This is a genomic window from Lentzea alba, from assembly GCF_011067745.1.
Lineage (GTDB): Bacteria > Actinomycetota > Actinomycetes > Mycobacteriales > Pseudonocardiaceae > Lentzea > Lentzea alba.
The window spans coordinates 276,142-299,944 of the sequence record NZ_JAAMPJ010000003.1 but is presented as its reverse complement, the minus strand read 5'-3'; the positions used below and the strand labels follow the sequence as shown (position 1 = coordinate 299,944).

Below are 23,803 nucleotides of genomic sequence, written 5' to 3'. Positions count from 1 at the left end.
ATGAGCCAGCCAACCGCTTTCTCCCCCGACGACACGACCCGGTACCTGTGCGTCGCGGCCAGGACCGACGAGCGCTTCGCCGCGCGGATGACCAGGGCACTGCTGACGGAGGACCTGCACGCGGCGGCGCCGTCGGTCGGGTTCTCGTCGCGGCCGGTGCTGCTGCACGCGCTGGCCGGGCTCCGGCAACGCCGGGTGCGGGACTGGTGCCTGCTCGTGGCGACGGCGCTCGCGCTGATCCTCTCTCCATTGTGGACTTTGATCGCACTGCTGGTGATCCTGCCGATCGGCGGCAGTCTCGCCCGGCGCGCCGCGGCGTCCCGCCGGCTGCGCGACGCCGTGTTCGCCTTGCTGGTGCTGGTGATCCTGCTGCTGATCTCCGTGACGACGGTGTCCGCGCTCGGCGACGCCCCGGAGCCGACGCGGAGAACTCCAGACCCGGAGCCACCGGTCGCGGAGTGGCTGGTCGGCCTGCCGTGGCTCGCGCTGCTGATCGGTCTGGTGATGTACGGGCTGGTGGTGTGGAGCGAGTGGCAGATCCGCCAGACGTTGCTGAGCGAGCTCACCCGCGCCACGTTCAGCCCCGACGCCGCGCCGCCGCTGCCCGCCACCCAGGCGTGGCTGTCCGACCGGCTGGCGGCGATCGACGACGCCGAACGCGGCAACGTCACGGTCTACGACGGTTTCACCCCGTTCATCGGTCACGGCCCGCTGGTGTCGACGTGGTCGTTCGCCCTGCCCTTGCTGCGCAGCGACTCCGATGAGGAGAGCGTGGTCCCGCTCGACACCGTCGAGCTGGTCGCTCACGTCCGGGACCGGCTGGCCGGCATCGCGGTGGAACCGGACGAGCTGCCCGGGCTGTTCCTCACCGAGCGGGCGTTCGTGAGTGGCAACGCGCTCACCATGCATCCGGCCCTGCTGCCCGAACGCGACCAGGCGCCAGGGCAGCACCTGTCCGAAGCGGACCTGGCCCGGCTCGCCGCGCGGCCGCACGGCTCGGCGCGGCACTACCTGTGCGCGCAGGTCCCTTCCTGGGGCGGCGAGGTGGTCGCCAGCACGTTCCTGCACTTCTCCACCGACGGGCGGTTGCTCTACCTGCAGTGCGACCGGACCGTGCTGGGCCCGTTGTGGCAGCAGTACCACGACGTGGACCGGATCAGCCCGCTGCTCACCGCGGGCGCGATCGGCCGGCTGCTGGCACGGGCGGCGAGCGGAGTGTCCAGCGCGGTGCCACGCGCCCCCTTCCGGGTGCTGCGCGACGCCACCTTCTACTGGCGCTGGCAGCGACACCGCACCGTGGAACGGGCGATCGCCCAGCAGGACCTCGGCTACAGCTACGGCGCCCGGTTCAGCGTTCGTGAAGAAGCCACGGATGCCAACTACCACAACTACTTCCAGAAGACCGACGCCGCCAAGCACCTCAAACTGATCGAACGGCACGTGCTGGCCACGCTGCTGGACTTCCTCGACGAGCGCGGCGTGGACACCACCGAGTTCCGCAACCGCCAGATGACGATCCTCAACCAGGGCATCATCCAGACCGGCGGCACCAGCAACGTGGGCAACCAGGCCGTCGGCAGCGAGGCCACCGCGACGGCGCAGTTCGCCACACCCGAACCCGCCGCCGGGAAACCGGCGTGACAGAAGGGAAACCCATGCCGGACAGCTCGCCGAACTACGGCATCCAACAGTCCGGCGGCGTGAGCAACGTCGGCAACCAGGCCGTCGGCCAGAACGCCCGCGCGATCAGTCACGGCCAGAGCTTCACCACCGCACCGGCGACCGGCGAACAGCTGACCGGTGAGCTGATGGCCCAGCTGATGGCGCTGCTGGAACACCACCGCGCGGAACTCCCCGACACGGCGGCCGAGCAAGCCGACGAGGCCGCCGCGGAACTGCAGGACGAGCTGGAGTCGGACGAGCCGGACCGCGGTGTGATCGCGCGGACCCTCGAGCGGATCACCAACCTGGTCAGGCCCGTCACCCCGCTGGTGGAGACGGTCGGCGAGCTGACCAAGGCGGTGGACTCGGCGTTCGGCAGCTGACCCGGTCAGTTCGAACGCGCGAGCGGCAGCCTCAGCTGGAGCCGGAACCCGCCGCCGGCGACCGGAGTGGCCGTGATGGTGCCGCCCAGCAGTGCCGCTCGCTCCTGCAGGCCGACCAGGCCGTGCCGCGCGCTCGGCAGTGCCAGCGTGGGACGGGTCGGCGCGGTGTTGGTCACGGTGACGGTGAGATCGGTGTCGTCGTGCGCGATCTCGACCGCGGCCGTGCTGCCGGGAGCGTGCTTGCGGACGTTGGTGAGCGCTTCCTGGATGGTGCGGTAGATCGTGCGCTGGAACGCCGAGTCGACGTTGTCCGGCGCGGCACCGGTCAGGGTGGTCTCGATGCCGCTGCCGGTGACCAGTCTGTCCAAATCGGACAGGGTGGGCTGCGGGGTCAGCTCGGTGACGGCACTTCCCGACGCGCGCAGCAGGTTCACCATGTGCCGCAACTCGTCGAGGGTGTCGACGGACAGCTTGCGGACGTTCTCCGCGGCCACCTTCGCGTTCGGGTCGGTGGTGGACACGCTGAGCGCGCCCGCCTGCACCGCGATCAGGCTGACCTGGTGCGAGACCACGTCGTGCATCTCGCGCGCGAGCTGGTTGCGTTCCTTGGCCAGCACCGCCTGCGCGTCCAGCTCCCGTTCGTGTTCGTGGGCTCGCCGCACGTCGTCCAGGGCGCGCACCAGCCGGCCGAAGAAGATCGGCGCGGCGGAGGTCATCACCGCGTAGATGAGGGTCAGCACGAAGTCGATGCGCGAGAACTCGTACTCCCCGCCGGGAACCAGGTATCCGGCGGCGGCGAGCACGCCGCAACCGGTGAGCAGGTAGCGGTCCGAATGCCGCAGGGCGACGGAGTAGAGGGCGAACACGGTCGCGAGCGCCCCGCCGACGAACGCCAGCGCGGGCAGCGTCACCAGGAAAGCGGCGATCGGCCAGCGCCGCCGGAACGCCAGCGCCACCACGGCCACGACCGCCACGGCGATCTCCAGCGGTTCGACCGGCCAGTTGAGCGCGGACTCGACGGCGGCGACCGCGATCAGCCCCGCGTCGGCGAGCCGTGCCCGGTTCACGCGGTACCGCCGTCGAGCAGTCCGGCGCGTTGTGCCACGAGCGCCGCCTGCACCCGGCTGCCGACGTCCAGCTTGGTGAGGATGGTGGACACGTGGTCCTTCACCGTGCCGACGCTGATGTGGATCCGGGCGGCGATCTCCGTGTTGGACAGTCCCTCGGCGATGAGCACGAGCACCGCGCGTTCACGCTCGGTCAGCCGATCGGCCTGCACCGCCTCCGGTGAGCCCGCGCCGGAGCCGAGATAGCCGTCCACGACCGTGCGGGTGACCTTCGGGGAGAGCACCACACCGCCGGCGGCGAGCGTGCGGACGAGCTGGGCGAGCTGGTCGGGTGCGGTGTCCTTGAGGATGAACCCGGCCGCACCCGAGCGCAGCGCCGTCGCGATGTACTCGTCCGAGTCGAACGTCGTCAGCATCGCCACCGCCGGCGGCTTCGGAAAACCGCGCAGCTGCCGCAGGATCGTCAGGCCGTCGACGTCGGGCATCCGGATGTCCAGCAGCACGACGTCGGGCTTGTGCAGAGCGGCCTCCTTGACCGCCTGCCCACCGGACACCGTCGCCACGACCTCGATGTCCCCCGCCGCCTCCAGGATCAGGCGGAACCCCGAACGCACCAGCTCCTCGTCGTCGACGACGATCACGCGAACCATGGCACCAGTGTCCGCGAGACCAGCCCGGACGTGCCATCCGGGGACTGGCGAGGGCCGTCCCCCCGACCGGCCGGCGAGTTCCAGCCAGGTGGCGGGGCCGGCGCTGTGGCGCCGGCCCGGCTCACCCGATCCTGAGCTGCGCCGCCACGCTGGGCGTGCCCACGTTGTCGAGGGCGAACAGCAGGTAGTTCCCCGGCGGCGCGATCCCCGGATCGGACGGGATCACCGCCCGGTGCGAAGTCGGCGAGATCGCCGTCGACGACAACGGCACCCGGCGCTGGTCGTTGTCCACCGAGTGGGTCACCGCGCTGATGCGCACCAGCGAGAACCCTTTCACCGCACGGTCCGTGCCGATCGTGACCGCAGCTCCGCCGGCCGCGGCGACCGGCGCGGCGGTGATCACCGGGCGGGGCTTGCGGGAGCCGTCCGGGTTGAGCAGGTAGGGCGGCACGAAGATCTGGCCGTCCGGGTGGTTGGTGGCGCACTTGCCGCACAGCCCGCCGCCGCCCGAGAAGACGGTGCCGTCCGGCAGCAGGTTCGCCACGCTGTGGTAATTGCGCGGGGTCGCCATCGTGGCGAGCTTGGTGAACTTGCCGGTCGCCGGGTTCCACAGTTCCGGCACCAGCACCGAGGTCTGGTCGGAGAACGGCACCGGATAGCTCTGCCCGCCGACCACCATCACGGTGCCGTCCGGCAGCACGACGCTGTTGACGTAGGCCCGCGCCGCCGCCATGTCAGCCGTCCTGCGCACAGTCGGCGTGCCTCCCGTGATGTCCACTGTGTACGCGGCCTTCGTGGCATCGGCCTTCTCGTACGCGGGCGCCCCGCCGAGGGTGAGGATCTTGCCGATGTCGTACATGACCGCGTTGCCGTTCATGGCATCCCGGCTGTCCCCACGGGTGCCCGCGTCGGTGACCTTCCCCTGGCCCGCGGTGTCGACCCAGTTCATCTTCGCGCTCGGCCCCGCGTGGAACACCCGGCCGCCGCTCGCCGCGAACAGCCACGCGTGGTTGTCCGCGCGGTAGACACCCGCCGGGTCGGCCGTCAGGAACGGCGCCGCCGACACGTTCGGCAGCGATCGCCACTTGTTCGTCTTGGGCGAGTACAGCTCGCCGGCCTTGGCTTTCCGTCCACCGGACCACGAACCCCCGACCGTGAACACCTCGCCGGTGGACAGGGTCGTCTGGCCTTGGTAGCCGCGGCCGACCGTCATGTCCGGTGCGCTGGACCACGCGTCGGTGCGAGGGTCGTAGATGCTCGACTTCGTCGCATTGCTGCCACCGGTGACCAGGATGCGGCCGTCGGCGAGCATCGACGTGCCGGGGCAGAACATGTCGTGCCCGGTGTTGGCGACCTGACGCCGGCTGACCTGCCCGGTGGTGAGGTCCATGACCGCGGTCTGGGTGTAACCGTTGGCACCACCGAAGTTGTCGACGGCGTAGGCCGCCCACGTCAGCAGCTTGTTGCCGGGCAACACCGCGGACGCGGCCGGCACGAGCGGGAACCCGATCGTCGGCCCCCACACCCCGGCCACGCTCGGATCACCCTGCGTCGGTGGTGGCAGTCCGGGATCACCCAGCAGGTCGATCTCCGCCGCGCTCGCCCACGGCCCGCGGTCACCGGCCTCCGACAACGCCACCAGCCGCACGTACCTCGCGCTGCTCACCGCGAAGCCGATCGTCTTGACCGTCTCGTCGTCGGCCATCATGCCGGTCACGACCGGTGCGCCCCAAGCGGTGCCGTCCAGGCTCAGGCGGATCTCGTACCGGCCGATCCGTCCGTTCCGGTGATCGGCCCTCGGCGTGTAGACGAGTCCCGAGACGCGTTGCGCCGTCCGCAGGTCGATCGTCAGCCACTGCGGCAACGACGACGCCGTCCTCCACCGGCTGTGCCAGATCGTCGCCCGGTCCCCGTCCAGCACCCGCGCGGCAGCGTTGTCCGCAGTGGACTCCTCGCTGCTCGCCGTGGCGACCCAGCCGTCCCTCGGCAGCTTCGGCGCGGTGGGAATCATTGCGGCCGCGGCGATTTCCAGGTGCCGGTGGTGGTCGTGCGCGCCGCCCTCGCCGTGCTCCGGCTTGGCGACCTGGGGCACGACCGCGGCGGCGATCACGATCAACGCCAGGAAAACGGGCCGTACCAGTGGTCTTCGCTTCACTTCTGCAGACCGTATCTTGATCTTGCGCGCGTTCAATCAGCCGTTCGGAGTTGATCATGCGGCCGAACACCGCTCAGCGGCAGAACGTCCGGGCGAGACCAGTTAGGACGGTCGCGACCGTGCTGGTGCCCGACAGGCTGACCCATTCGACGTCGGCGTGGGCTCCTTCCCCTTCCGGTCCGTAGAGGACGGTGGGGATGCCGGCGTCGGAGAGGAAGGCCGAGTCGGCCCAATAGGACATCGGCGCCACGGTCGTGCCGGGACCCGCCGCGTCGAGCAGCATGCGCACGACGGGGGTGGAGACCGGTGTCTCCATCGCGGGGCGGTACAGCACGGTTCGCGCGGTGACTTCAAGACGCGGGTCGGCGGGCCGGCACCGTTCGAGCAGATCTGCGACATCGGCCTCGACGCGTTCGAGGGTCTCTCCGGGCAGGGTGCGGCGTTCCACCGTGAACACGCAGCGGTCGGGAATGGTGGACTCCTCGGTGCCACCGGTGATCAGCGAGGCGTGCAGGTTGCCCGGACCGAGGAACGGGTGCGGCCGGTCGCGCAGCTGCCGGTCCAGGTGGTCGAAGGCGACGAGGTGGTGGCCGGCGGCCAGGATGGCGTCGGCGCCGAGGTGCGGGCGCGAGCCGTGGGCGGCGACGCCGGTGACGGTGACCTCGGTCCAGACGAACCCGCGGTGCGCGGTGCCGGCCTGTCGTTCGGTGGGCTCGGTGACGACGGCGGCGTCGATGCCGGTCGGGTCGAGGTGGGCGAGGACGTCCTGGACGCCGAGGCTGGCGAGTTCCTCGTCGGCGACCGCGGCGACGACGACCTCTCCGTCGATGCCGGCGATCGCGGCGTCGCGGCAGGCGACGAGGGCGGCGGCGAGCCCGGCTTTCATGTCGTACGCGCCGCGGGCGTGGAACCGGTCGCCGTCGACGCGCGGCGTGAGCGCGTCACGGGAGCCCGCCAGCCCGACGGTGTCGAGATGGCCGCAGAGCAACAGCCTGCGGCCACCGGTGTTCCGCCCGCCGTGCAGGACGACGCTGGGCCGGCTCGCGGTGTTCTCGATGATCTCGGTCCGCAGTCCAGCGGCTCGTCCCCAGTCGGCGACGAAGCCCGCGATCTCCGCTTCACCGGCGCCGGCCGGATCCAGGCCGGGGTTGACCGAGTCGATCCGGACCAGCCGGTCGAGCAACTCCAGAACGGTGCGGGTCATCGGGTGCGTCCTTCCGTGTTGAGAAGGACCACGACGGCGTCATCGCCCAGGGCGAGAGCGGCCCGCCGCTGTGGGTCGGCGAGGGCGGCGCGGACGCCGGCGAGGGTGGCTGCGCCGCTCGGTCCCGAGGAAACGCCGAGCCGATCGAGGTCGTCGGCCGCGCGGAGTGCTTCGGCGTCGCTGACGGCGACCGCCGCGTCGCACCCCGCGCGCAGCACGGGCCAGGCGGAACTGGAGACCGTGGGGCAGTTGAGGCCTGCCATGACCGTTGCCGCGGTCGGCACCCGCACAGGCCTGCCCGCGGACAGACTGGCCAGCAGGCACGCGGCGGTGTCCGGTTCGACGGCGAGGACGCCGGGGTGGGCGGCGCCCGGACGTCGGTGGTGACGGACGACCGCCTCGGCCAGCGACCCGACCCCGACCGGCACCACCAGCAGGTCCGGTGGCGCCCCGAGGTCGGCGTCGATCTCCTCCAGCAGGGTCTGGTAGCCCTCGACGATCCAGGCGGGCACCTGCGCGTAGCCGTCCCAGCCGGTGTCCTGGACCAGCGCCCGGCCCGGCTGCCCGGCGGCGAACTCGGCGGCCCGCCGGACCGCCGCGTCGTAGTCACCGCCCACCCGCTCGACCTGCGCGCCCTCCTCGGCGATGCGGGCAGCGGTCTGCGGCAGCGTCACCTCCGGCACGAACACGATCGCCTCGACACCGAAGTGCGCCGCCATGCGAGCGACCGCACGGCCGTGATTGCCGTCGGTCGCGGTCACCAGCGCGACGCCGGGCTGCCGCGCCAGCACCTGGTGACAGGCCCAGGAGGCGCCGAGCACCTTGAACGCCGGCAGTCCCAGCCGCCACGACTCGTCCTTCACCAGCACGCGGCCGACCCCGAGTTCGGCCGCGATCTCGGGAACGGACACCAGCGGCGTCGGCGCGAACCCCGGCAGCGACCGGTGGAACGCGTGGGCGTTCCCCGGTGTGAACGGGCTGGTCCAGTCCCGGGCGGACGGCGAGCAGTACCACTTCATGCGGACCATCGTCAGCCCGTTGACTCAACAGGTCCAGCGCGGAATCAAGCGCGATAATGTGAAGCAGAACTGTTGCGTTGAGGGAGTCCGCGATGCTCGACCTCCGGCGCCTGCGACTGCTGCGCGAGCTGGCCCGCCGGGGCACCATCGCCGCCGTCGCCGAGGCGTTGTCCTACAGCCCGTCCGCGGTCTCCCAGCAACTCGCCGCACTGGAGAAGGAGACCGGCGTGCGGCTGCTGGAACCGGCCGGCCGCCGAGTCCGGCTCACCGCGCAGGCCGACCTGCTCGTCACGCACACCGAGGTGCTGCTGGAGGAGATGGAACGGGCCGAAGCCGCACTCGCCCAGTCGCTGGGCGAGAACGTCGGCACGCTGCGAGTCGCGGCCTTCCAGACCGCCGTGCTCGCCCTCGTGCCGAACGCCCTCACCCAGTTGGAACACCAGCACCCCGGCCTGCGCGTCGAGGTGACCGAACTGGAACCCGAGGTCGCCCTGCCCTCCCTCATGGCCGGCCAGTTCGACGTCGTCCTCGGTGAGGAGTACCCGGGCCATCCCCTGCCCCGCCCGCACGCGACCGAACGGCAGGACCTGCTCACCGACGAACTCCGCCTGGTCACCCCGGCCCGGTGGAGCCGCCGATCACTGGCCGGCCTGGCGTCGCGCCCGTTCGTGATGGAACCCGTCGGCACCACCGCCAGGGACTGGACGACCACGGTGTGCCGGCAGGCGGGCTTCGAGCCCGACGTCCGCTACACCTCGACCGATCTGCAGATCCACCTGCGACTGGTCGAACGCGGCCACGCGGCGGCGTTGCTCCCGGACCTCGCCGGCGCCCGGAACCGTCCTGACGTCGTGGTGCGCCGGTTGCCCGACCGTCCGGAGCGGCAGATCTTCGCCACCGTGCGGCGCGGCGCAACCGGCCAGCCCAAGATCCAGGCCTTCACCACGGCCCTGCGGAGCCAGGACGGCTGAGCGACCGTCCCTTCAGGACGGAAATCAGCTGCCGGTCAGCGAGATGGTCAGGTCCGCCATCGGCACCGGGAACTTGCCGACGCTGGTCGCCGCACCGGTGAGCAGGTTGACGCTGTACAGCGTCGCCGCGCCGTTCGCCGCGACGATGGTGGCGAACCCGGCCGAGGACGTCGCCTTGCCGTTGCTCAGGGTGCTGTAGATGTCGAAGCCCGCGTCGGCCGCGTCCACGGTGAGCTTGCCGGTGGCGGACAGCAGGCCGTTGTTCGCCGGTGACTGGATCAGCACCTCGTCGGTGGCCGTGCCGATGTCGAACAGCGTGGTCGCGGTGTCCGCGTTCAGGTCGTTGTTGGTGTACGCGGCGGCCGTCACGCCCCTGGTCGGGCCGAGGGCGGGCGGGGTGGACAGGATCGCGTCCTCGGTCGTCATGTTGTCCCCGAGGTTGTGCCGCAGGTTCTGGCCCTGGTCGCTGACGATGCGCAGGCGGTCGACCGCGGGGTTGAAGTCCACGCCGAACTTCGTGCCGTACAACGGGACGCTGAGCTGCGAGACCTTCGTGACGACCGGGTCCTGAGTCGGCGTGGACGGAAGCTTGACCGTGTAGACGCCGCCCTGGTTGCCCACCAGGTACATCAGCCCGTTCTGGACCCGGAAGTCCAGGCCGATCGCCGCCGTGTCACCCGAGAAACCCTGGATCTCCCGCACCCAGTCCAGCACCGTCGGCTTGTCCGTCGTGAACGTCGCCATCAACGTGCCGTCGCCCGAGATGCCGAACGCCCGCAGGCCGGCCGGTTGCGCGGCACTGCTGCCACCGCCGCTGACCACCGCGGCCAGCACCGACACCGCCACGGCCGCCGCGGCGACGCCCCTTTTCACCTGTGCCCTCATCAGTCCCACTTCCGGTAGGAAAAGCCTGCGGCACAAGGTATTGATCGGGACTGGACGTCGACTGGACGGCCGTGGTGAGAGCGTGTGTCAGTATCCGCTCAACGAGATCGTCAGGTCGGTGATCGACAGCGGGAACTTGCCGATGACGGTCGCCGAGCCGTTGAGCAGGTTGACGCTGTGGAGCGACGTGCTGCCGTCGGGTGCGACGAGAGTGGCGAAGCCCGCCGCGGAGACCGCTTTCCCGTTGCTCAGGGTGCTGAAGATGTCGAAGCCCGCGTTGGCGGCGGCGTCGACGGTGAGACTGCCGGTCGGCGCCAGGGTGCCGTTGTTGGCCGGCGACTGGATGAGCACCTGGTCGGTCATCGTGCCGATGTCGAACAGCGTGGTCGCGGTGTCCGCGTTCAGGTCGTTGTTGGTGTACGCGGCGGCCGTGACGCCCTTGGTCGTCCCCGCCGGCGGAGTGGTCAGGGTCGTGTCCGCGACGGTCGTGTTCGTGTTGAGGTCGTGGCGGAGGTTCTGACCCTGGTCGCTGACGATGCGGAGCCGGTCGGCCGCCGGGTTGAAGTCCACGCCGAAGTTCGTGCCGTGCAGCGCGATGGTCAGTTGCGAGACCTTCGTGATGACCGGGTCGTAGGGCGGGTTGAGCTTGACCTTGTAGACGCCGCCGTGGTTGCCCACCAGGTACATCTGGCCGTCCTGGACCCGGTGGTCCAGGCCGATCGCCGCCGTGTCACCCGAGAAACCCTGGATCGTCCGCACCCAGTCCAGCACCTGCGGCCGATCGGTCGTGAACGTCGCCATCAACGTGCCGTCGGCCGAGATCCCGAACGCCCGCAGACCCGTGGGCTGCGCGGCGCTGCTCCCACCGCCGCCGACCACCGCGGCCAGCACCGACACCATCACGGCCGCCGCGGCGACACCCCTCTTGAGCTGTGCCTTCATCAGTCCTGCTCCCCTGTAGGAAAACCTTGCGGCACAACCTATTCGGCTGGACTGGACGGCCGTTGGACGTCGATTGGACTTACTGCGCACGCACCTTGCGGACGCCCTGGCCCAGGCACCACATTGGAGGCACGCAAGTTCGAGGGGGCAGCGATGAGGTTCAACCGCAGAACGACAGCGGTCGTGGGATGCGCGATGCTGGTCGCCACCGGACTCACGACGGGTACCGCGGGCGCCGCGGACGAGGCCGAGTGTCCGACGCCGGAACTGACGTCCGTGTCCGCGCAGCTCGCCAACCCCGGCCGGTGGGCCTACCAGTACCACGTGACGTGGTGCGTGGTGAAAGGCGAGATCACCGCCGTCACGCCGCACATCACGCATGCGGACGACGGCACCACGTGCGACTGGGTCACGAGCGCGGAGGAGAAGCACGTTCCGCTGGACGACGGCACCGGGGCGTGGGAGGCGTTCAACATGTCCGAGTTCTCGTGCAAGAACGGCGACGGCACCGACGGAACCGCCAATCCTTGGGCCTACATCAACGTGTGGCCGAACGGCTCCAGCAAGGTCATGCGCAAAGGCATCGGTGACGTCGTAGTGGACTAGACCGGACGAAAACGCGTGTCGCCGCAGCACACCGGACATCTAGCCTGTGGCGCATGCATCAGCCGCGAAGGCGCGACCGGCGCCCGGCTCGCCGGGCGCCATCGGAGCCGGTCCGCCGCCAGGCTCCGCCCTTCACCGCGGCGGGCGCGGGCGTGGTGCTGGTGGGCTACTTCTCCGCGAAGCAGAAGGACTTCGCGACGCTCATGGCGTCGGCGGCCGAACAACTGGCAGCACGCGGCGCGCACGTCGTCGGGCAGTTCGTTCAGCGCCGGGGCGTCTCGCACGGCGGAGTCCACAAGATGAGCCTGCCCTTCTCGTCGCGGACGCTGCTGAGCTACGGAAAGGTCCGGGAGGTGGCCGAGGCCTGCGAGCAGACCGACGCCCGAGCCGTGATCTTCGTTGCCGCGCTGACCGAGCGTCAGCGCCACACTCTCACGGCGATGCTCGGCCGCCCCGCCTTGAGTCTTTCCGACGTCCTCGCTGACGACTGAGCGCTCACTCCAGAGCCGAGAGAACGGACAGTGCCCGGTCTCGCAGGCCGAGATACCCCGCTCGCTCGGCCAGGACGAGCGCCTGCCTCGCCACTCCCAGGTCCGCGGTGGCCGTCGCCAGACCGAGGAGGATGTCGATCTCGGGATACCGGTCGCCGGTGCCGCGCACCACCTCGAGTGCCTGGCGGTACCGGCGAACCGCGTCCGCCCGGTGCCCGAGCGCGAGGTCCACGGCGGCGAACGCCGCGAGCGCCTCCACCTCGGTCCGCGGATCACCTGTCTCCTGCGCCAGCGCGAGGCCGGTACGCGCGTGGTCGAGCGCCTCCGCGCGGCGGCCGAGATCGAGGAACGTCGCGGCCAGCCGGCTGCGCTCCAGGGCCTCGCCGTTGCGGTTGCCTGCCTCGTGGTGCAGGGCGAGCGCACGGGTGAGCAGTTCGGCCGCTTCGGCGTGCAGCCCGCGGGCGCGCTGCGTCTCACCGAGGTTGCCGAGGTTGAGCGCTTCGCCGTAGTGGGACCCGATCTCCCGGTACCGGTGCAGGGCAAGGGTGTAGTGCTCGGCCGCCTGCGCCAGCCGGCCCATCTCCCAGTGCACGAGGCCGAGGTTGCCGAGTGCGACGGCCTCGCCCGCGGGCAGTCCCATGCCACGGCTCAGCGCGAGACAGCGGCTGAAGCGGACCGCGGCGGCGTCCAGCCGGCCGGACTGCCAATAGACGCACCCGAGGTTGCCGAGCACGGCGGCCTGGGCCTCGCTCCAGCCGGCTTGCCGCGCCACCAGTTGTGCGTGCGTGTAGTGGTGGACGGCCTCCCGGTACCTGCTCTGACGGAAGTACAGGTCGGCGAGGCTGAGCCGGGCGGCGGCCCGTTCGCGCGCCCCGCCGTCCTCCTCGGCCGCTGCCAGCGCGGCTTCCGCGACGGCCAGCCATTCGACCTGGCGCGTGCACATCCAGAAGTAGCCGCGCAGGGCGTCCGCGATCAGCCAGGCCGCGGGTCTTGGCCCGGTCCGGACCGCCGCGACGAGGTTGCCCAGTTCGGACTCCAGCCAGGCCGACGCCTCCGCCGGCGCCGTGACGCCCGCCGGGGTCCTGGCCTCGGCGACGGGCACCGGCAGTCGCAGCATGTGCGGGTAGAGCAGCCGGGCGGCACCGTCGACCGCACCCAGATACCAGTCGTACAACCGGTCCTGGGCGGCTCTCAGGTCTTGGTCGGTCTCCGCGCGTTCCGCGGCGTACCGGCGCAGCAGGTCGTGGAACCCGTACCGGCCGGGCGCCCGCGGTTCGACGAGGTGAGCGCCGGCCAGCCGGTCCAGCAGTCGCGCGGCCTGATCGGGTTCCGCGCCGATGAGCGCCCCGACCGCCTCGACGCCGACGTCGGCTCCCGGCACGAGGCTCAGCAGCCGGAACAACCGCCGTGTCTCGGCGGGCAACGCGGCGTAGGAGAGGTCGAAAGCGGTTCGCACCGCGGTGTGTTCATCGCCTTGCACGGCAAGGGCGGTCAACAGGTTGCTGTCCCTCAGGTCGGCGACGTGGTCGTCGATCCCGCGGTGCGGGTGGTCGGCGAGGTTCGCGGCCGCGATCCGCAACGCGAGCGGAAGATGAGCGCACAGCTTGGCGAGCTCCGCGGCCGCCACCGGTTCCGCCCGGACCCGCTTGGGTCCCAAGACACTCGCCAGCAACTCCATGGCGTCCTCGGGACTGAGCACGTCGAGCGTGACCTGCCGGGCGCCGTGCAGGGCGACCAGGCCGGTCATCCGGTCCCGGGCGGTCACCACGACGCACGCCGGTCCGGCGGGCAGCAACGGCCGCACCTGGTCCGGGCTGGCCGCGTTGTCCAGCACCACCAGCACTCTGCGGTCCGTCGTCAGCGTCCGGTACATCGCCGCCGCCGTCTCCACCTCGACGGGCACGCGCTCGGCCGGCACCTCCAACGCGGTGAGGAACTGGGCGAGCACCTCGATCGGCGACGTCGGCCCGCCCTTCGAATGCCCGTGCAGGTTCGCGTAGAGCTGCCCGTCCGGAAACTGGTCCCGGACGCGGTGCGCCCAATGCACGGCCAACGCCGTCTTGCCCACTCCCGCGGTACCGGAGATCGCGACGATCGTCACCGCACCGCTCGTGCTCGCCGGCACCAGATCGTCCAATGTGGACACCTGGGTGCTCCGGCCGGTGAAGCCGTGCGGTTGCGCCGGCAGCTGTCTGGGCACGCGCGGAGCGGGCCGGGACCGCGCACTCGCCACCGTCACGTCGCTGTCGTCGCGCAGCAGAGCCGCGTGCGCCGCACGGAGTTCGGGACCGGGGTCGATGCCGAGCTCCTCCACGAGCCGGTCGCGAACCTCGTGGTAGGTCTGGAAAGCCTTCGCCCGGCGGCCGACGGCGTGGTAGGCGCGGATCAGCCGGGCCTGGGCGGCCTCGTCCAGCGGCTGGTCGGCGGCGGCCTCGGCGATACCGGGAAGCACGTCGGCGGCGGCGCCGATCGCGATCATCGCGTCGCCGTACCGCGCCAGCACCTCCCGGTGTTTCGCGACCAGCGACACGACCCGCGGATGAGCGGTCAGCGCGGACAGGTCGGCGAGCGGCCGGCCGCGCCACCACCCCAACGCCTCACCGAGCCGCGCCGCGACCCGCTCCTGACTCTCGTCCCGCTGGGCGTCGTTGGCCTCGGCGACCAGCCGGTGAAAGGACATCAGATCGACGTCCACGGCGTCCACGTTGACCGCGTAGCCGCCGTTCGAATAAGGCAGGAGATCACTGCCGGTGCGTGACGTGCGACCAGGTTCGAAGATCTGCCGCAGGTGTTTGACGTGGGTCTGCAACACGTTCACCGCGCTGCGCGGCGCCCGATCCCCCCACAGCGCGTCCACGAGGTCCGGCGTGGCCACCGACTCCCCTTCGGCGAGCACGAGCAACCCCAGCACAGCGCGCCGTCCGGGTGGGCCGAGTTCCAGCTCCGCCCCTTCGCGCCACGCCCGCGTCGAACCCAGCACCTGGATCCGGACAGCCTTGTTCGCCACTGGTTCGAAACTAATTCCCCGACAAAGGCCCCACAAGGACTGTTCCGCGCATACCGACCGGTCTGATTGGTCGAACATCGTCGATCACCGAACCTCCGCCGTCACTGCGAGCGCTGCGCGATGCGATCAGCCGCCAGGTGGAGGTTCTGCCTGCGGTACAGGTCGATGGCCTCCTGCCAGCACTGCCGCGCCTGTTCGCGTTCGCCGAGGTCGCGATGCGTGTCACCGAGCGCGGCGAGCGTGCCCGCCTGCCGGTAGGTGTTGTCGAGGTCGCGCCACAACGCCAGGGCGCGGCCGTAGTGGTGCAGCGCCTGGTGGTGGTCGCCGGTGTTGGCCGCGATCGCGCCGAGACTGTCGAGAGTGTCCGCTTGGCCGTAGACATCGTTGTGGCGCAAGCACAACGTCAACGCGGACTCGCAGAAGCGGCGGGCGCGGGCGTGGTGGCCGAGGCGGGTGTACGAGGCGCCCATCATGCTCAGGGCGCGGACCTCCCACTGGGTGTTCCCGATGCGGTGGTACAGGTCCCTCGCCCTGGTGAGGTGCGCGAGCACGCCGTGGTCGTCCTGCTGCCAGGTCAGCGCCAGGGCCAGCACGAGGTGCGCGCCGGCCCGGCCGAGCGTGTCGCCGACCTGCTCCGCCAGCACCAGCGACCGTCGCAAGTGGAGCAACGCCTCCGCGTCCCGGCCCAGCGGCGCGTACACCAGACCGAGCCGCCGGTGGGCGCGCGCCTGCACGGCCAGGTCGCCCAGCCGTTCGGCGGCGACGAGCCCCACCTGCCAGGAGGCGATGTTGTCGTGCAGGTGCCCGCGGCGGTAGTGGAAGTTGTCCAGCGACCAGGCGAGCTGCCACACCACCGTGTCCCAGCCCGCGTCCTCGGCCGCCGTCCGCGCCGCCAGCACGCAGCGATGGTTGGCGTCGAACCACGCCATCGCGGCCGCGCTGTCGGGCAGCGGGTGCGGAACGCAGTCGGCCGGGTCGACGGTGATCGGCGGGTGTTGCTGGTCGAGCAGCCTGCTGCCGTTGTGCGCGGTGTGCAGGTAGTAGTCGACGACTCGGCGCAGTGCCTTGTGCCGCAACGGTTCCGGCTCGTCCGTCAGCGCCACGGCGTGGGCGTGCTGGCGGACCAGGTCGTGGAAGCGGTACCGGCCGGGCGCGGGTTCCTGCAGCAGGTGGTCGTCGACGAGGCTTTCCAGCAGCCGCTCGGCCTCGGGGAGGTCCACTCCCGCCAGTGCCGCCGTGGCGTACGCGTCGAAGTCCGGGCCGGGATGGACGCCGAGCAGCCGGAACACGCGTCGCTGCGGTGCGCCGAGGTGTTCGTAGGACAGGGCGAACGCGGCTGCCACGCTGCGGTCTCCCGCCGCGAACTCGGTGAGCGGAGAGTGCGCCTGGCGCAGCCGTTCCGCCAGATAGCCCACCGTCCACGCGGGACGCGCGCGCAGCCGCGCGGCGGCGATGCGGATCGCCAGCGGCAGATGCCCGCACAACGCGACGACCTCGTGCACCGGGCAGTCCGCGCGGTCACCGCCGGCGACGCTGGTGAACAGGGCGACCGCGTCCGCCTCCGGCAGCACGTCGAGCGACACGACCTGGGTGGCGTCGAGGTCGACCAGGCGGCGCCGGCTCGTGATCAGCGTCAGGCTGCGCGACGTGCCGGGCAGCAGCGGACGCACCTGCGCGGCGTCGGCGGCGTTGTCCAGCACGACGAGCACCGAACGCGTGGCCAGTTCGGCCCGCCACAACGCCGCCCGCGCGTCCGGGTCCTGCGGAATCCGGTCGGGCGGCACGCCCAGGGCCCGCAGCAGCGCGTCGAGCGCCGCCATCGCCGTGACGGGTGGCTGGTTGGACGCGTGGCCGTGCAGGTCGATGAACAGCCGGTCGTGGTAGTCCGCGGCGAACCGGTGCGCCGCGTGCACGACCAGCGTCGTCTTCCCGACGCCGGCCATGCCGTCGATCGCCTGGATCACCACGGCGGGCCGTCCGGTGGCCCGCGCGGCCTCCAGCAGGATGAGCTCGGCCTCGCGGCCGGCGAAGTCCGCGACGTCGCCGGGAAGGTCGTCACGGGCGGGTTCGCTCGGTGCGGCGAGCGGCACGCCGAACAGCTGGGCGTCGTTGTCCAGCACCTGCTGGTGGATCTCGGACAACCGGGGTGACGGGTCGAGCCCGAACCGGTCGACGAGCAGGGTGCGGGCCCGCAGGTACGCATCGAGGGCCTCGGCCTGCCTGCCCGCCCGGTACAACGCGGTCATGAGCTGCCCCCACAGGCGTTCCCGGCCGGGATGCCGGTCGGTCAGCCCGGTCAGTTCCTCGACCAGTGACACCCCCGCTCCGGTCGCGAGGTCCGCGTCGACGCGGTCCTCGACGGCGCCGAGCCGCAGGCCCTCCAGCCGGGCCGCCTCGGCGCGCAACGCCGGTGTCGCGGTGAACTCGCCGTACGCCTCACCCCGCCACAGCGTCAACGCCAGCGACAGCTGTTCGGCGGCGTCCGCGGGCCGGCCCGCGCACAGCGCGTCGCGACCCGTCTCGACGAGCCGTTCGAACCGGCGGGCGTCGACGACGTACGGTTCAAGCCGCAGCACGTAGCCCGCCGGATGCGTGACGATCAGGCGGTCGACGGTGAGCGCCCGCCGCAGCCGCGAGATGTAGCTGCGCACGGTGCGCTGCGCGTCGGGCGGGGACTGCGGGCCCCACAACGCTTCCACCATCGTGCCGACGCTCGTCACCCGGCCCGCGTTCGCCGTCAGCAACGCGAGCAACGTCCGGATGCGCGGGCCGCCCAGGTCGAGCATCTCGCCGTGCACGCGCACCTCGAACGGCCCCAGCACCTGGAACTGCGGCAGCGGTGCGGCGAACTCAGTTTCCACTCAGTACAAGGAGATGGCCGCGACAACCGGGATACGCACTCCGTCGCAGTGCGACAAAATTGCCGGTCAGCAGGGAAAAAGCGGTCAATCAGCGGACAATCGGCCATACCTGCCGTCGAAGTGGACAAGAGGCGACTTGGCGGGAAATCCACGTTCGACGGCCACCACCAAACCGACGACGAGGGCGTGGCGGCCCACCCGGACCCGTTCCAGCGGCGCGATCCGCCAGCGGCAGAGCACCCCGCGCAGCGCGGGCAACCCCGCGCTGTCGCGGTACCACCGCGTCGCCGGACCGAACTTCTCCGCACCGGGCCGGCTGAACGCGCGGGCGACGTCCTCCTGGTCGTCCGCCAGCAGGTTCACCGAGACGTGCTCGGCCGTCTCGATGACCGGCCACGACGCCGACTCCGTGTTGATGGCGAACGACAGCAAGGGAGGGTCGAGGGAGACCGGTGCGAGCGACGTGGCGCAGAAGCCCACCGGCGCGGCCAGACCGGCCGTGACGACGGCGACGCCCTTGGCGTGCTGATGCAGCGCCACCGAGAGCCCCTCCGGCACCGTCGTCGTCACGCCACACTCTCCGCGATCCGCGCCGCGTGCGGCGAGATCTCGTCGCCGTACGCCGCGAGGTGGGCCTCCCAGTCCGCCCTGGCTCCGGCGTCGTCGCCCACGGCCTGCCGGCTCACGCCCCTCAGGTACAGCAGGTCCGGGTCGTCCGCCCCGGCGGCCAGCGCGGCGTCGAGGTCCCGCACGGCCTGGCGGTGGTTTCCCAGTTCCTGCAATGCGATCGCGCGGTTCATCCGCAGCACGCCGTTGTCCGCCAGACGGATCGCCTCGGTGAGGTCGTCCACCGCCTGCAGGGGCCGGCCGGTCGTGAACGCCAGGACGGCCCGGTTCGCCCACGCCGCCACCAGTGCCGGGTCCTCGGCCAGCGCGGCGCTGTAGTCCGCCCAGGCCGCGTCGTGCTCAAAGGCGTCCGCGCGCAGGCTGCCGCGGGCCGAGAGCAGCCGCGCGTTGTGCGGGTCCAGTGCCAGCCCGTGGTCGACGTCAGCGGTCGCCCGTGCCACCTCCCCGTTCTCCAGCAACAGATCGACCCGGTTGACGAGCGAGTCGACGTGGTCCGGTTCGAGCTCCAGCGCGTAGTCCAGATCCCGCAGCGCACCCTCGTCGTCCCCGAGCTCGCGGAGCAGGTCCGCGCGGTTGTAGTGGGCCTCGTGGAACGGCGGGCTCAGCCGGATCGCCGCCGCGTAGTCCTGCAGCGCCTCCGCGTCCCGGCCCGCCGCACGACGAACCGTGGCCCGGTCGAAGTAGTACTCGCCGTAGTTCGGATCGCGCCGGATCACGTCGTCGTAGTCGAGCAACGCCGCGGCGTGCTCGCCCATCGCCGCCAGCACCTGAGCCCGGTTGTGCGTGAGCACCGACCGGTGCAGCAGCTGTTCCTCGTGCCCGAGATGGGAGTCGGTCATCCCGATCGCCTCGTTCACCAGGTCCAGCGCGGCCCGCAGATCGCCGCGGTGCAGCTCGACCAGCGCCCTGCCGTTGCGCATGAACGCCCCGTTGAAGGTGCGCCGCTCGGGCTTCGGGTAGTTGTCGGCGAGCACGATCGAGATGTTGGACCACTCCAGCGCGAGCTCGTGGTCCAGCTCGCCCTTCGGCATGTAGCGGGTGTGCAGCATCGCGGTCATGTAGCTGGACCGCATGTGCATCTCGGCGTCGGTGGTGTGCCGCAGCTCGGCGAGATACCGCGCGGCGTCCTCCGCCGGTCCGAGGTAGGACAGGCACGCCGCGACCTTGGTGGTCAGGTTCCAGTACAGCTGCGGCTGGTCCTCGGCCGAGACCAGCTCCCGCCCGCGCAGGGCCAGGTCCATCGAGGCGTGGTAGTACCCCAGTTCCAGGCACCGCGTGGTGGCGGTGAGGAGCGCCTCGCCGGCTCGGATCCGGTCCGTCCCGCGTTCGAGGTGGTACGGGATCGCCCCCAGCTCGACGCTGGGCTCTCCTCGCGCCACAAGCTCTTCCGCACGCGCCGTGTGCCGGCGTGCCCGCTCGTCCGGCGCCAGCTCGTCGTAGGCGCGGAAGGCCTCCTCGTCGTCGAGGGTGCCGTCCGAGTCGATGTACAGCTGCGCCAGGTCGTCTCCCTGAACCGGTTCCCGGCCGCGGCGGGCACCGCTTCGGGCGTACTTGGCCACCGCGTCGGCGAGCGCCGTGTCGTCACCGGGATCGTCGAGCTCGACGACGACCGTCAACCAGCGGGGATCGCAGCGGCGCAACAAGACCGTCAGGAGTTCGCGGTCGGTCGCATCGGCTTGGGTCACGTCCGTGAAGGCGACCACGACACCGTCCGGGTGCAGCACCCGCGCCCAGTCCATCAGCAACTCCGCGACGCCGTGCACCAGCCGTTCGGTACGACCGGCGGAGTAGAACCGGGTGCGTTCCCGCGGTTCCGCCGCCTCGGTGAGCGTCTTCTCCGGCAACGGCAGCACCGCGGCGAGTTCCGGTGCGATCGCCACGATGTTCGTGGCCCGCGGCAGCACGAGATCAGCGTTGTGCGCCAACAACTCCGGCACGATCTGTCTCAGCAGCGCGCCCGCTCCGGTGTACGGCCCGCGCAACCGGCGATGACACCTCGCCTCGACGTGCGGAGTGGGCACCGGCGGCAGCGAGTCCGAGGTGACCGCCCAGCTGTGCCAGGCCTGCGGTGAAGTCATGCGAGCTCTCCTTGCATAGCCCTGGTGCGTTTCCGGGCACGCCGGTCCCGCACGGTGACGTAGATCAGCAGACCCAACTGCGCGACGGCCATGCTGAGGAAGATCAACGTGTCGACCACTTCCGAGGCCGGCGTGTCCGGCGCGGCGAGCCGCTCGAACACCGTCGACCAGAACCGCCACACCGTGGGGATTCCGGCCCAGGCGAGACTGCCCAGCGAAAACCCGTAACCGAGCACCAGCAGCGGCGCGTACCAGCGGGCCACCACGAGATCCCGGTCCGTCCACTCGGCGTCCGGCACCGGCGGAGGCCGCCGCAGCAACCGCCGCACCTGCGACCGGATGAAGAACCGAGTGGCGTTCTGCAGGTCCGCGCACCGCAACGCCGTCGCGATCACGTGGTACAGATCGGTTTCCAGGTAGAACATGAACTGCCACACCAGCCGCAGCAACGTGCTGAACGAGATCGCGAGCACCATCCCTGGCACCCACGCCGGCACGTTCTCGCCCATGAGCACGGCCGCGGTCAACGTGAACACCGCCACCAGGATCAAGTCCAGCAACATCCCCGCCAGGAACGGCAGATAGCGCTGCCGCCGAGACACGCTGAGCAACGCGTCCAGCCGCGTCTCCGCGACCAGGTAGTACAACCGCCGCCCGATGCCCAGCGTCGACGGCAGCCCGAGCCGGCGCCCGGCCAGCACGTGAAACCACTCATGCAGCAACACGAGCGGAATCTGCGTGAACGTCAGCACGATCGGGATCAACGAAATGTGTTCGGTGAAGAAGAAGAGCTCATAAGACGGCCGCAGCGACGGAACCCGAACCATCGCGACAACCGCGGCCACCATCACCGCGACGTACAAAACCCAAGCGGGCCACGAAAACGCCCACCGCCCGACGCGCTGCCACCGCACCGGTTTCGCCACCGGCGCGTCCACGTCCTCAGGCACCAGGAAACCGAGCTCGTCGAGCACCTCGAAGAAGTCGTCGAAGTCGAGCGGCGTACCGCACTCGCTCTCGTACCACGCGGCGACCTCGTCAACCGGCTTCCCCGCCCCCAACTGCCGCAACGTCTCCGCACCCTCCGCCGGAAACATCGCGTACGAACCGGTGTCCGGACGACCGACCATGACACCGTCGCGTTCCGCCACCATCGTGAGCCGATGCAGTCGAACGGACACGGCACACCCCCTCAAGCAGAAAGTGGAGGTCGGAGCTGGACGCGCCATCCGCAGGCCAGCCCCGACCGTGTCACGGGATCAGTTGGCGGAGCACGGGCAGTAGTAGCTCGGGCTCGTCAGGCGGATCGTCCCGGCCTTGCGAATCGACATCTTCTGCATGGTTCCTCCTCCCCTCGGTCGAACAACACCGACGACGTTCCCAGGCGCCGTCGACAGTCCGTCCACAGCCGGTCGACAAGGAGGCTGCATCTCCAAAGAACGACCAAAGGCCCTGCTCGCGGGTACGAGCAGGGCCTTTGGCCGTTCTTCTGGAGAATGCTCAGCCGGGCAGAGCGTCTCCGGGGAAACCGAGACACGGGAGAACCTCGCAGCTCATCATCCCGGCCCGCACACACGGGTCGCCGGCCATGATCTCCGCGGCTTCCTCAGCGGACACGGTCATGATCGCGACGCCGGCCGTGGTGTCGGAGACGACCGGGCAGAGCACCGCGATCACCCCTTCCGCGCGCAACGACACCATGCGTCGCTGGTGTTCGAGCTCGATCGCGTCCGCGCCGTCCATGGTCCGCTCCGGCGTCCAGCGGAGGGTCGCGAGGCTGTAAGGCTTCGCCGTCGCGGCCAAAGCCCGGATCTGTTCGTCGGTCACGGTCGTGCTCATGACATCCCCCTGTGTTTGTTGTGGCATTGCACCGGCCGGCCTGCTACTGACCGGCGCCGGCACCAGCCGTCACGGATCACCGTCGCTCCAGTCCACCTGCCACACCTCGTCCATGCCCACCAGCGACAGCACGCGCATGAAGCGAGGCGAGGGGCGGAGGGTCACCACACCGCCGGCTTCGACGAAGTACGTGAGCCCACCGGCCAAGGCCGACAGACCCGCGCTTCCGATGAAGGTCACTCCCCGCACGTCGAGGATCAGCTCGCGCGGGGAGAAGTCGAGCGCCGCTTCAAGAGTGTTCAGGAGCTTGTCGGTGGCGACGTAGTCCAACTCGCCGCCGAGCCGCACCACGACCCGGCCGTTCGCGTACCTGACCTCGCACTCGAGAGCGTCCGAAGTCATGGCAGCCGCCCGATGACGTTCTCGGCGGAGACCGCCGCCAAGGTTGCGCCGGCGAAGTCGGCGCCGGTCAGGTTCGCCCGATTCACCCGCGCACCGGTGAGATCCGCGCCCGCGAAGGAGGACTCGCCGAGATCCGCGCCGTCGAGACGCGCTCCACTCATCATCGCCCGGTCGAACCGAGCGCCGTGCAGGTCGGCGTCGGTCAGGTCCGCACCGATGAGCACCGCGTCGTCCAGCCGGGCATGGCTGAGATCGGCTCGCCGCAGCCGCGCACCCACCACGTCACACCCGCGTAGATCGGCACCTGACAGATCGATCGCCCTGCCGCTTTCCTTCGGCAGGTTCGCCAGGAACGTCAAGGCTGCCTGGACATCCGCGCCTCTGCGGCGCAGCGGCTCGACAGGACCCGGCCCCTCGGTGCCGTGTTCCCGGGTCCGGATGAACGCGCAGAGCACGTCGATCACGAGAAGCCTGTCCTGGTCGGAACTGTCAGCCAGCCGAGTCAGCGCGTACACGCCGCCCAGCCGAAGCGTGACCGACGGGTCGCCCAAATGCCCCACCGCACGAGAGAAGCGGTCAGTGGAAAGCGTTTCGTTCGCTATGCGCAACTGCTCGGCGCTGTGGAGCACGCTCGAGCTGATTTCTTCCGAGCGCTGCAGCATCGTCTGCTGATTGAGCCGCAGTTGCCACCACGCGGTGACCGCCGTGGTGATGAAGAACAAGCCCCCGAACGCCTGGAGCAGGTTCCCCCGCAGCGCCGCGCGAGCGTTGCTGACCTGGCTGCCTTGAACGTCGAGCGACGGAGCGATGACCAGTTCGGGAACAACCACGATCGCTGCCAGCAGCAGCACGAGAACCGCGACCGCACCGACGACGAAACCGGCAGGTGGGCGCTGCCACCCGGAGGAAGGTAACTCCGCTTCGGCAGATCCCACCCGGCCTCCCTACAACGGA

At 70.7% G+C, this 23,803-nt stretch carries 20 protein-coding genes; 5 read left to right on the top strand and 15 right to left on the bottom strand.

From position 1 onward, the window contains the following. Positions 1-1,641 (top strand): hypothetical protein, encoded by a 1,641-nt coding sequence (locus G7043_RS13790; protein ID WP_166046002.1) that lies wholly within the window; start codon positions 1-3, stop codon positions 1,639-1,641. Then, positions 1,638-2,045, top strand: a complete 408-nt coding sequence (locus G7043_RS13785) for a DUF5955 family protein (protein WP_166046001.1) — start codon at positions 1,638-1,640, stop codon at positions 2,043-2,045. Before G7043_RS13790 ends, G7043_RS13785 begins: the two co-directional genes overlap by 4 nt. A 5-nt stretch (positions 2,046-2,050) precedes the next feature. Here G7043_RS13785 and G7043_RS13780 read toward each other — a convergent pair whose 3' ends face one another. The 5 genes from G7043_RS13780 to G7043_RS13760 all read right to left on the bottom strand — a co-directional run bounded on the left by G7043_RS13780 (position 2,051) and on the right by G7043_RS13760 (position 8,140). After that, the gene (locus G7043_RS13780) at positions 2,051-3,112 is read right to left on the bottom strand and encodes a sensor histidine kinase (protein WP_166046000.1); all 1,062 of its coding nucleotides are present in this window, start codon (positions 3,110-3,112) and stop codon (positions 2,051-2,053) included. Next, positions 3,109-3,762, bottom strand: a complete 654-nt coding sequence (locus G7043_RS13775; protein WP_166045999.1) for a response regulator — start codon at positions 3,760-3,762, stop codon at positions 3,109-3,111. The genes G7043_RS13780 and G7043_RS13775 overlap by 4 nt, the downstream gene beginning before the upstream one ends. A 121-nt stretch (positions 3,763-3,883) precedes the next feature. Next, positions 3,884-5,917, bottom strand: coding sequence for a discoidin domain-containing protein (locus G7043_RS13770; RefSeq protein ID WP_207311134.1), 2,034 nt, complete (start codon positions 5,915-5,917; stop codon positions 3,884-3,886). A gap of 73 nt (positions 5,918-5,990) precedes the next feature. Beyond that, the gene (locus G7043_RS13765) at positions 5,991-7,121 is read right to left on the bottom strand and encodes a M20/M25/M40 family metallo-hydrolase (protein WP_166045998.1); all 1,131 of its coding nucleotides are present in this window, start codon (positions 7,119-7,121) and stop codon (positions 5,991-5,993) included. Then, positions 7,118-8,140, bottom strand: a complete 1,023-nt coding sequence (locus G7043_RS13760) for a pyridoxal-phosphate dependent enzyme (protein ID WP_207311133.1) — start codon at positions 8,138-8,140, stop codon at positions 7,118-7,120. The genes G7043_RS13765 and G7043_RS13760 overlap by 4 nt, the downstream gene beginning before the upstream one ends. Positions 8,141-8,232: 92 nt before the next feature. Between G7043_RS13760 and G7043_RS13755 the strand changes: the two genes are divergently transcribed. Continuing rightward, complete coding sequence (locus tag G7043_RS13755; RefSeq protein ID WP_166045996.1) at positions 8,233-9,111, top strand: LysR family transcriptional regulator; 879 nt, start codon at positions 8,233-8,235, stop codon at positions 9,109-9,111. A gap of 24 nt (positions 9,112-9,135) precedes the next feature. On the opposite strand, the gene G7043_RS13750 is transcribed toward G7043_RS13755, so the two are convergent. Further along, a complete protein-coding gene (locus G7043_RS13750) occupies positions 9,136-9,996 on the bottom strand; it encodes a DUF4394 domain-containing protein (RefSeq protein ID WP_166045995.1) in 861 nt (286 codons plus the stop codon). A gap of 87 nt (positions 9,997-10,083) precedes the next feature. After that, positions 10,084-10,938, bottom strand: coding sequence for a DUF4394 domain-containing protein (locus tag G7043_RS13745; protein ID WP_166045994.1), 855 nt, complete (start codon positions 10,936-10,938; stop codon positions 10,084-10,086). A 153-nt stretch (positions 10,939-11,091) separates the two neighbouring features. Here G7043_RS13745 and G7043_RS13740 point away from each other — a divergent pair, with 153 nt between their 5' ends. Together G7043_RS13740 and G7043_RS13735 are read left to right on the top strand one after the other, a co-directional pair. Further along, a complete protein-coding gene (locus G7043_RS13740; RefSeq protein WP_166045993.1) occupies positions 11,092-11,544 on the top strand; it encodes a hypothetical protein in 453 nt (150 codons plus the stop codon). 53 nt (positions 11,545-11,597) lie between these two features. Beyond that, on the top strand, positions 11,598-12,035 hold the full coding sequence (locus tag G7043_RS13735; RefSeq protein ID WP_207311132.1) for an HflX-like GTP-binding protein: 438 nt from the start codon (positions 11,598-11,600) through the stop codon (positions 12,033-12,035). Positions 12,036-12,039: 4 nt separating this feature from the next. Here the strand turns inward: G7043_RS13735 and G7043_RS13730 are convergent, their stop codons facing one another. From G7043_RS13730 to G7043_RS13695, 8 genes are all read right to left on the bottom strand, one after another. Beyond that, positions 12,040-15,042 carry an AfsR/SARP family transcriptional regulator gene (locus G7043_RS13730; protein ID WP_313887854.1) on the bottom strand — a complete coding sequence of 1,001 codons (3,003 nt, stop codon included), beginning with the start codon at positions 15,040-15,042 and terminating at the stop codon, positions 12,040-12,042. A gap of 101 nt (positions 15,043-15,143) precedes the next feature. Beyond that, positions 15,144-17,903, bottom strand: a complete 2,760-nt coding sequence (locus G7043_RS13725; RefSeq protein ID WP_313887853.1) for an AfsR/SARP family transcriptional regulator — start codon at positions 17,901-17,903, stop codon at positions 15,144-15,146. A gap of 84 nt (positions 17,904-17,987) precedes the next feature. Beyond that, complete coding sequence (locus G7043_RS13720; RefSeq protein ID WP_166045992.1) at positions 17,988-18,473, bottom strand: flavin reductase family protein; 486 nt, start codon at positions 18,471-18,473, stop codon at positions 17,988-17,990. Next, on the bottom strand, positions 18,470-20,608 hold the full coding sequence (locus tag G7043_RS13715) for a tetratricopeptide repeat protein (protein ID WP_166045991.1): 2,139 nt from the start codon (positions 20,606-20,608) through the stop codon (positions 18,470-18,472). The genes G7043_RS13720 and G7043_RS13715 overlap by 4 nt, the downstream gene beginning before the upstream one ends. Next, on the bottom strand, positions 20,605-21,789 hold the full coding sequence (locus G7043_RS13710) for a hypothetical protein (protein ID WP_166045990.1): 1,185 nt from the start codon (positions 21,787-21,789) through the stop codon (positions 20,605-20,607). Before G7043_RS13710 ends, G7043_RS13715 begins: the two co-directional genes overlap by 4 nt. Positions 21,790-22,108: 319 nt before the next feature. Continuing rightward, positions 22,109-22,447 carry a hypothetical protein gene (locus tag G7043_RS13705; protein WP_166045989.1) on the bottom strand — a complete coding sequence of 113 codons (339 nt, stop codon included), beginning with the start codon at positions 22,445-22,447 and terminating at the stop codon, positions 22,109-22,111. A gap of 69 nt (positions 22,448-22,516) precedes the next feature. Continuing rightward, positions 22,517-22,849, bottom strand: a complete 333-nt coding sequence (locus tag G7043_RS13700; protein ID WP_166045988.1) for an STAS domain-containing protein — start codon at positions 22,847-22,849, stop codon at positions 22,517-22,519. Beyond that, complete coding sequence (locus tag G7043_RS13695; protein WP_166045987.1) at positions 22,846-23,700, bottom strand: pentapeptide repeat-containing protein; 855 nt, start codon at positions 23,698-23,700, stop codon at positions 22,846-22,848. Before G7043_RS13695 ends, G7043_RS13700 begins: the two co-directional genes overlap by 4 nt. Positions 23,701-23,803 lie beyond the last annotated feature (103 nt).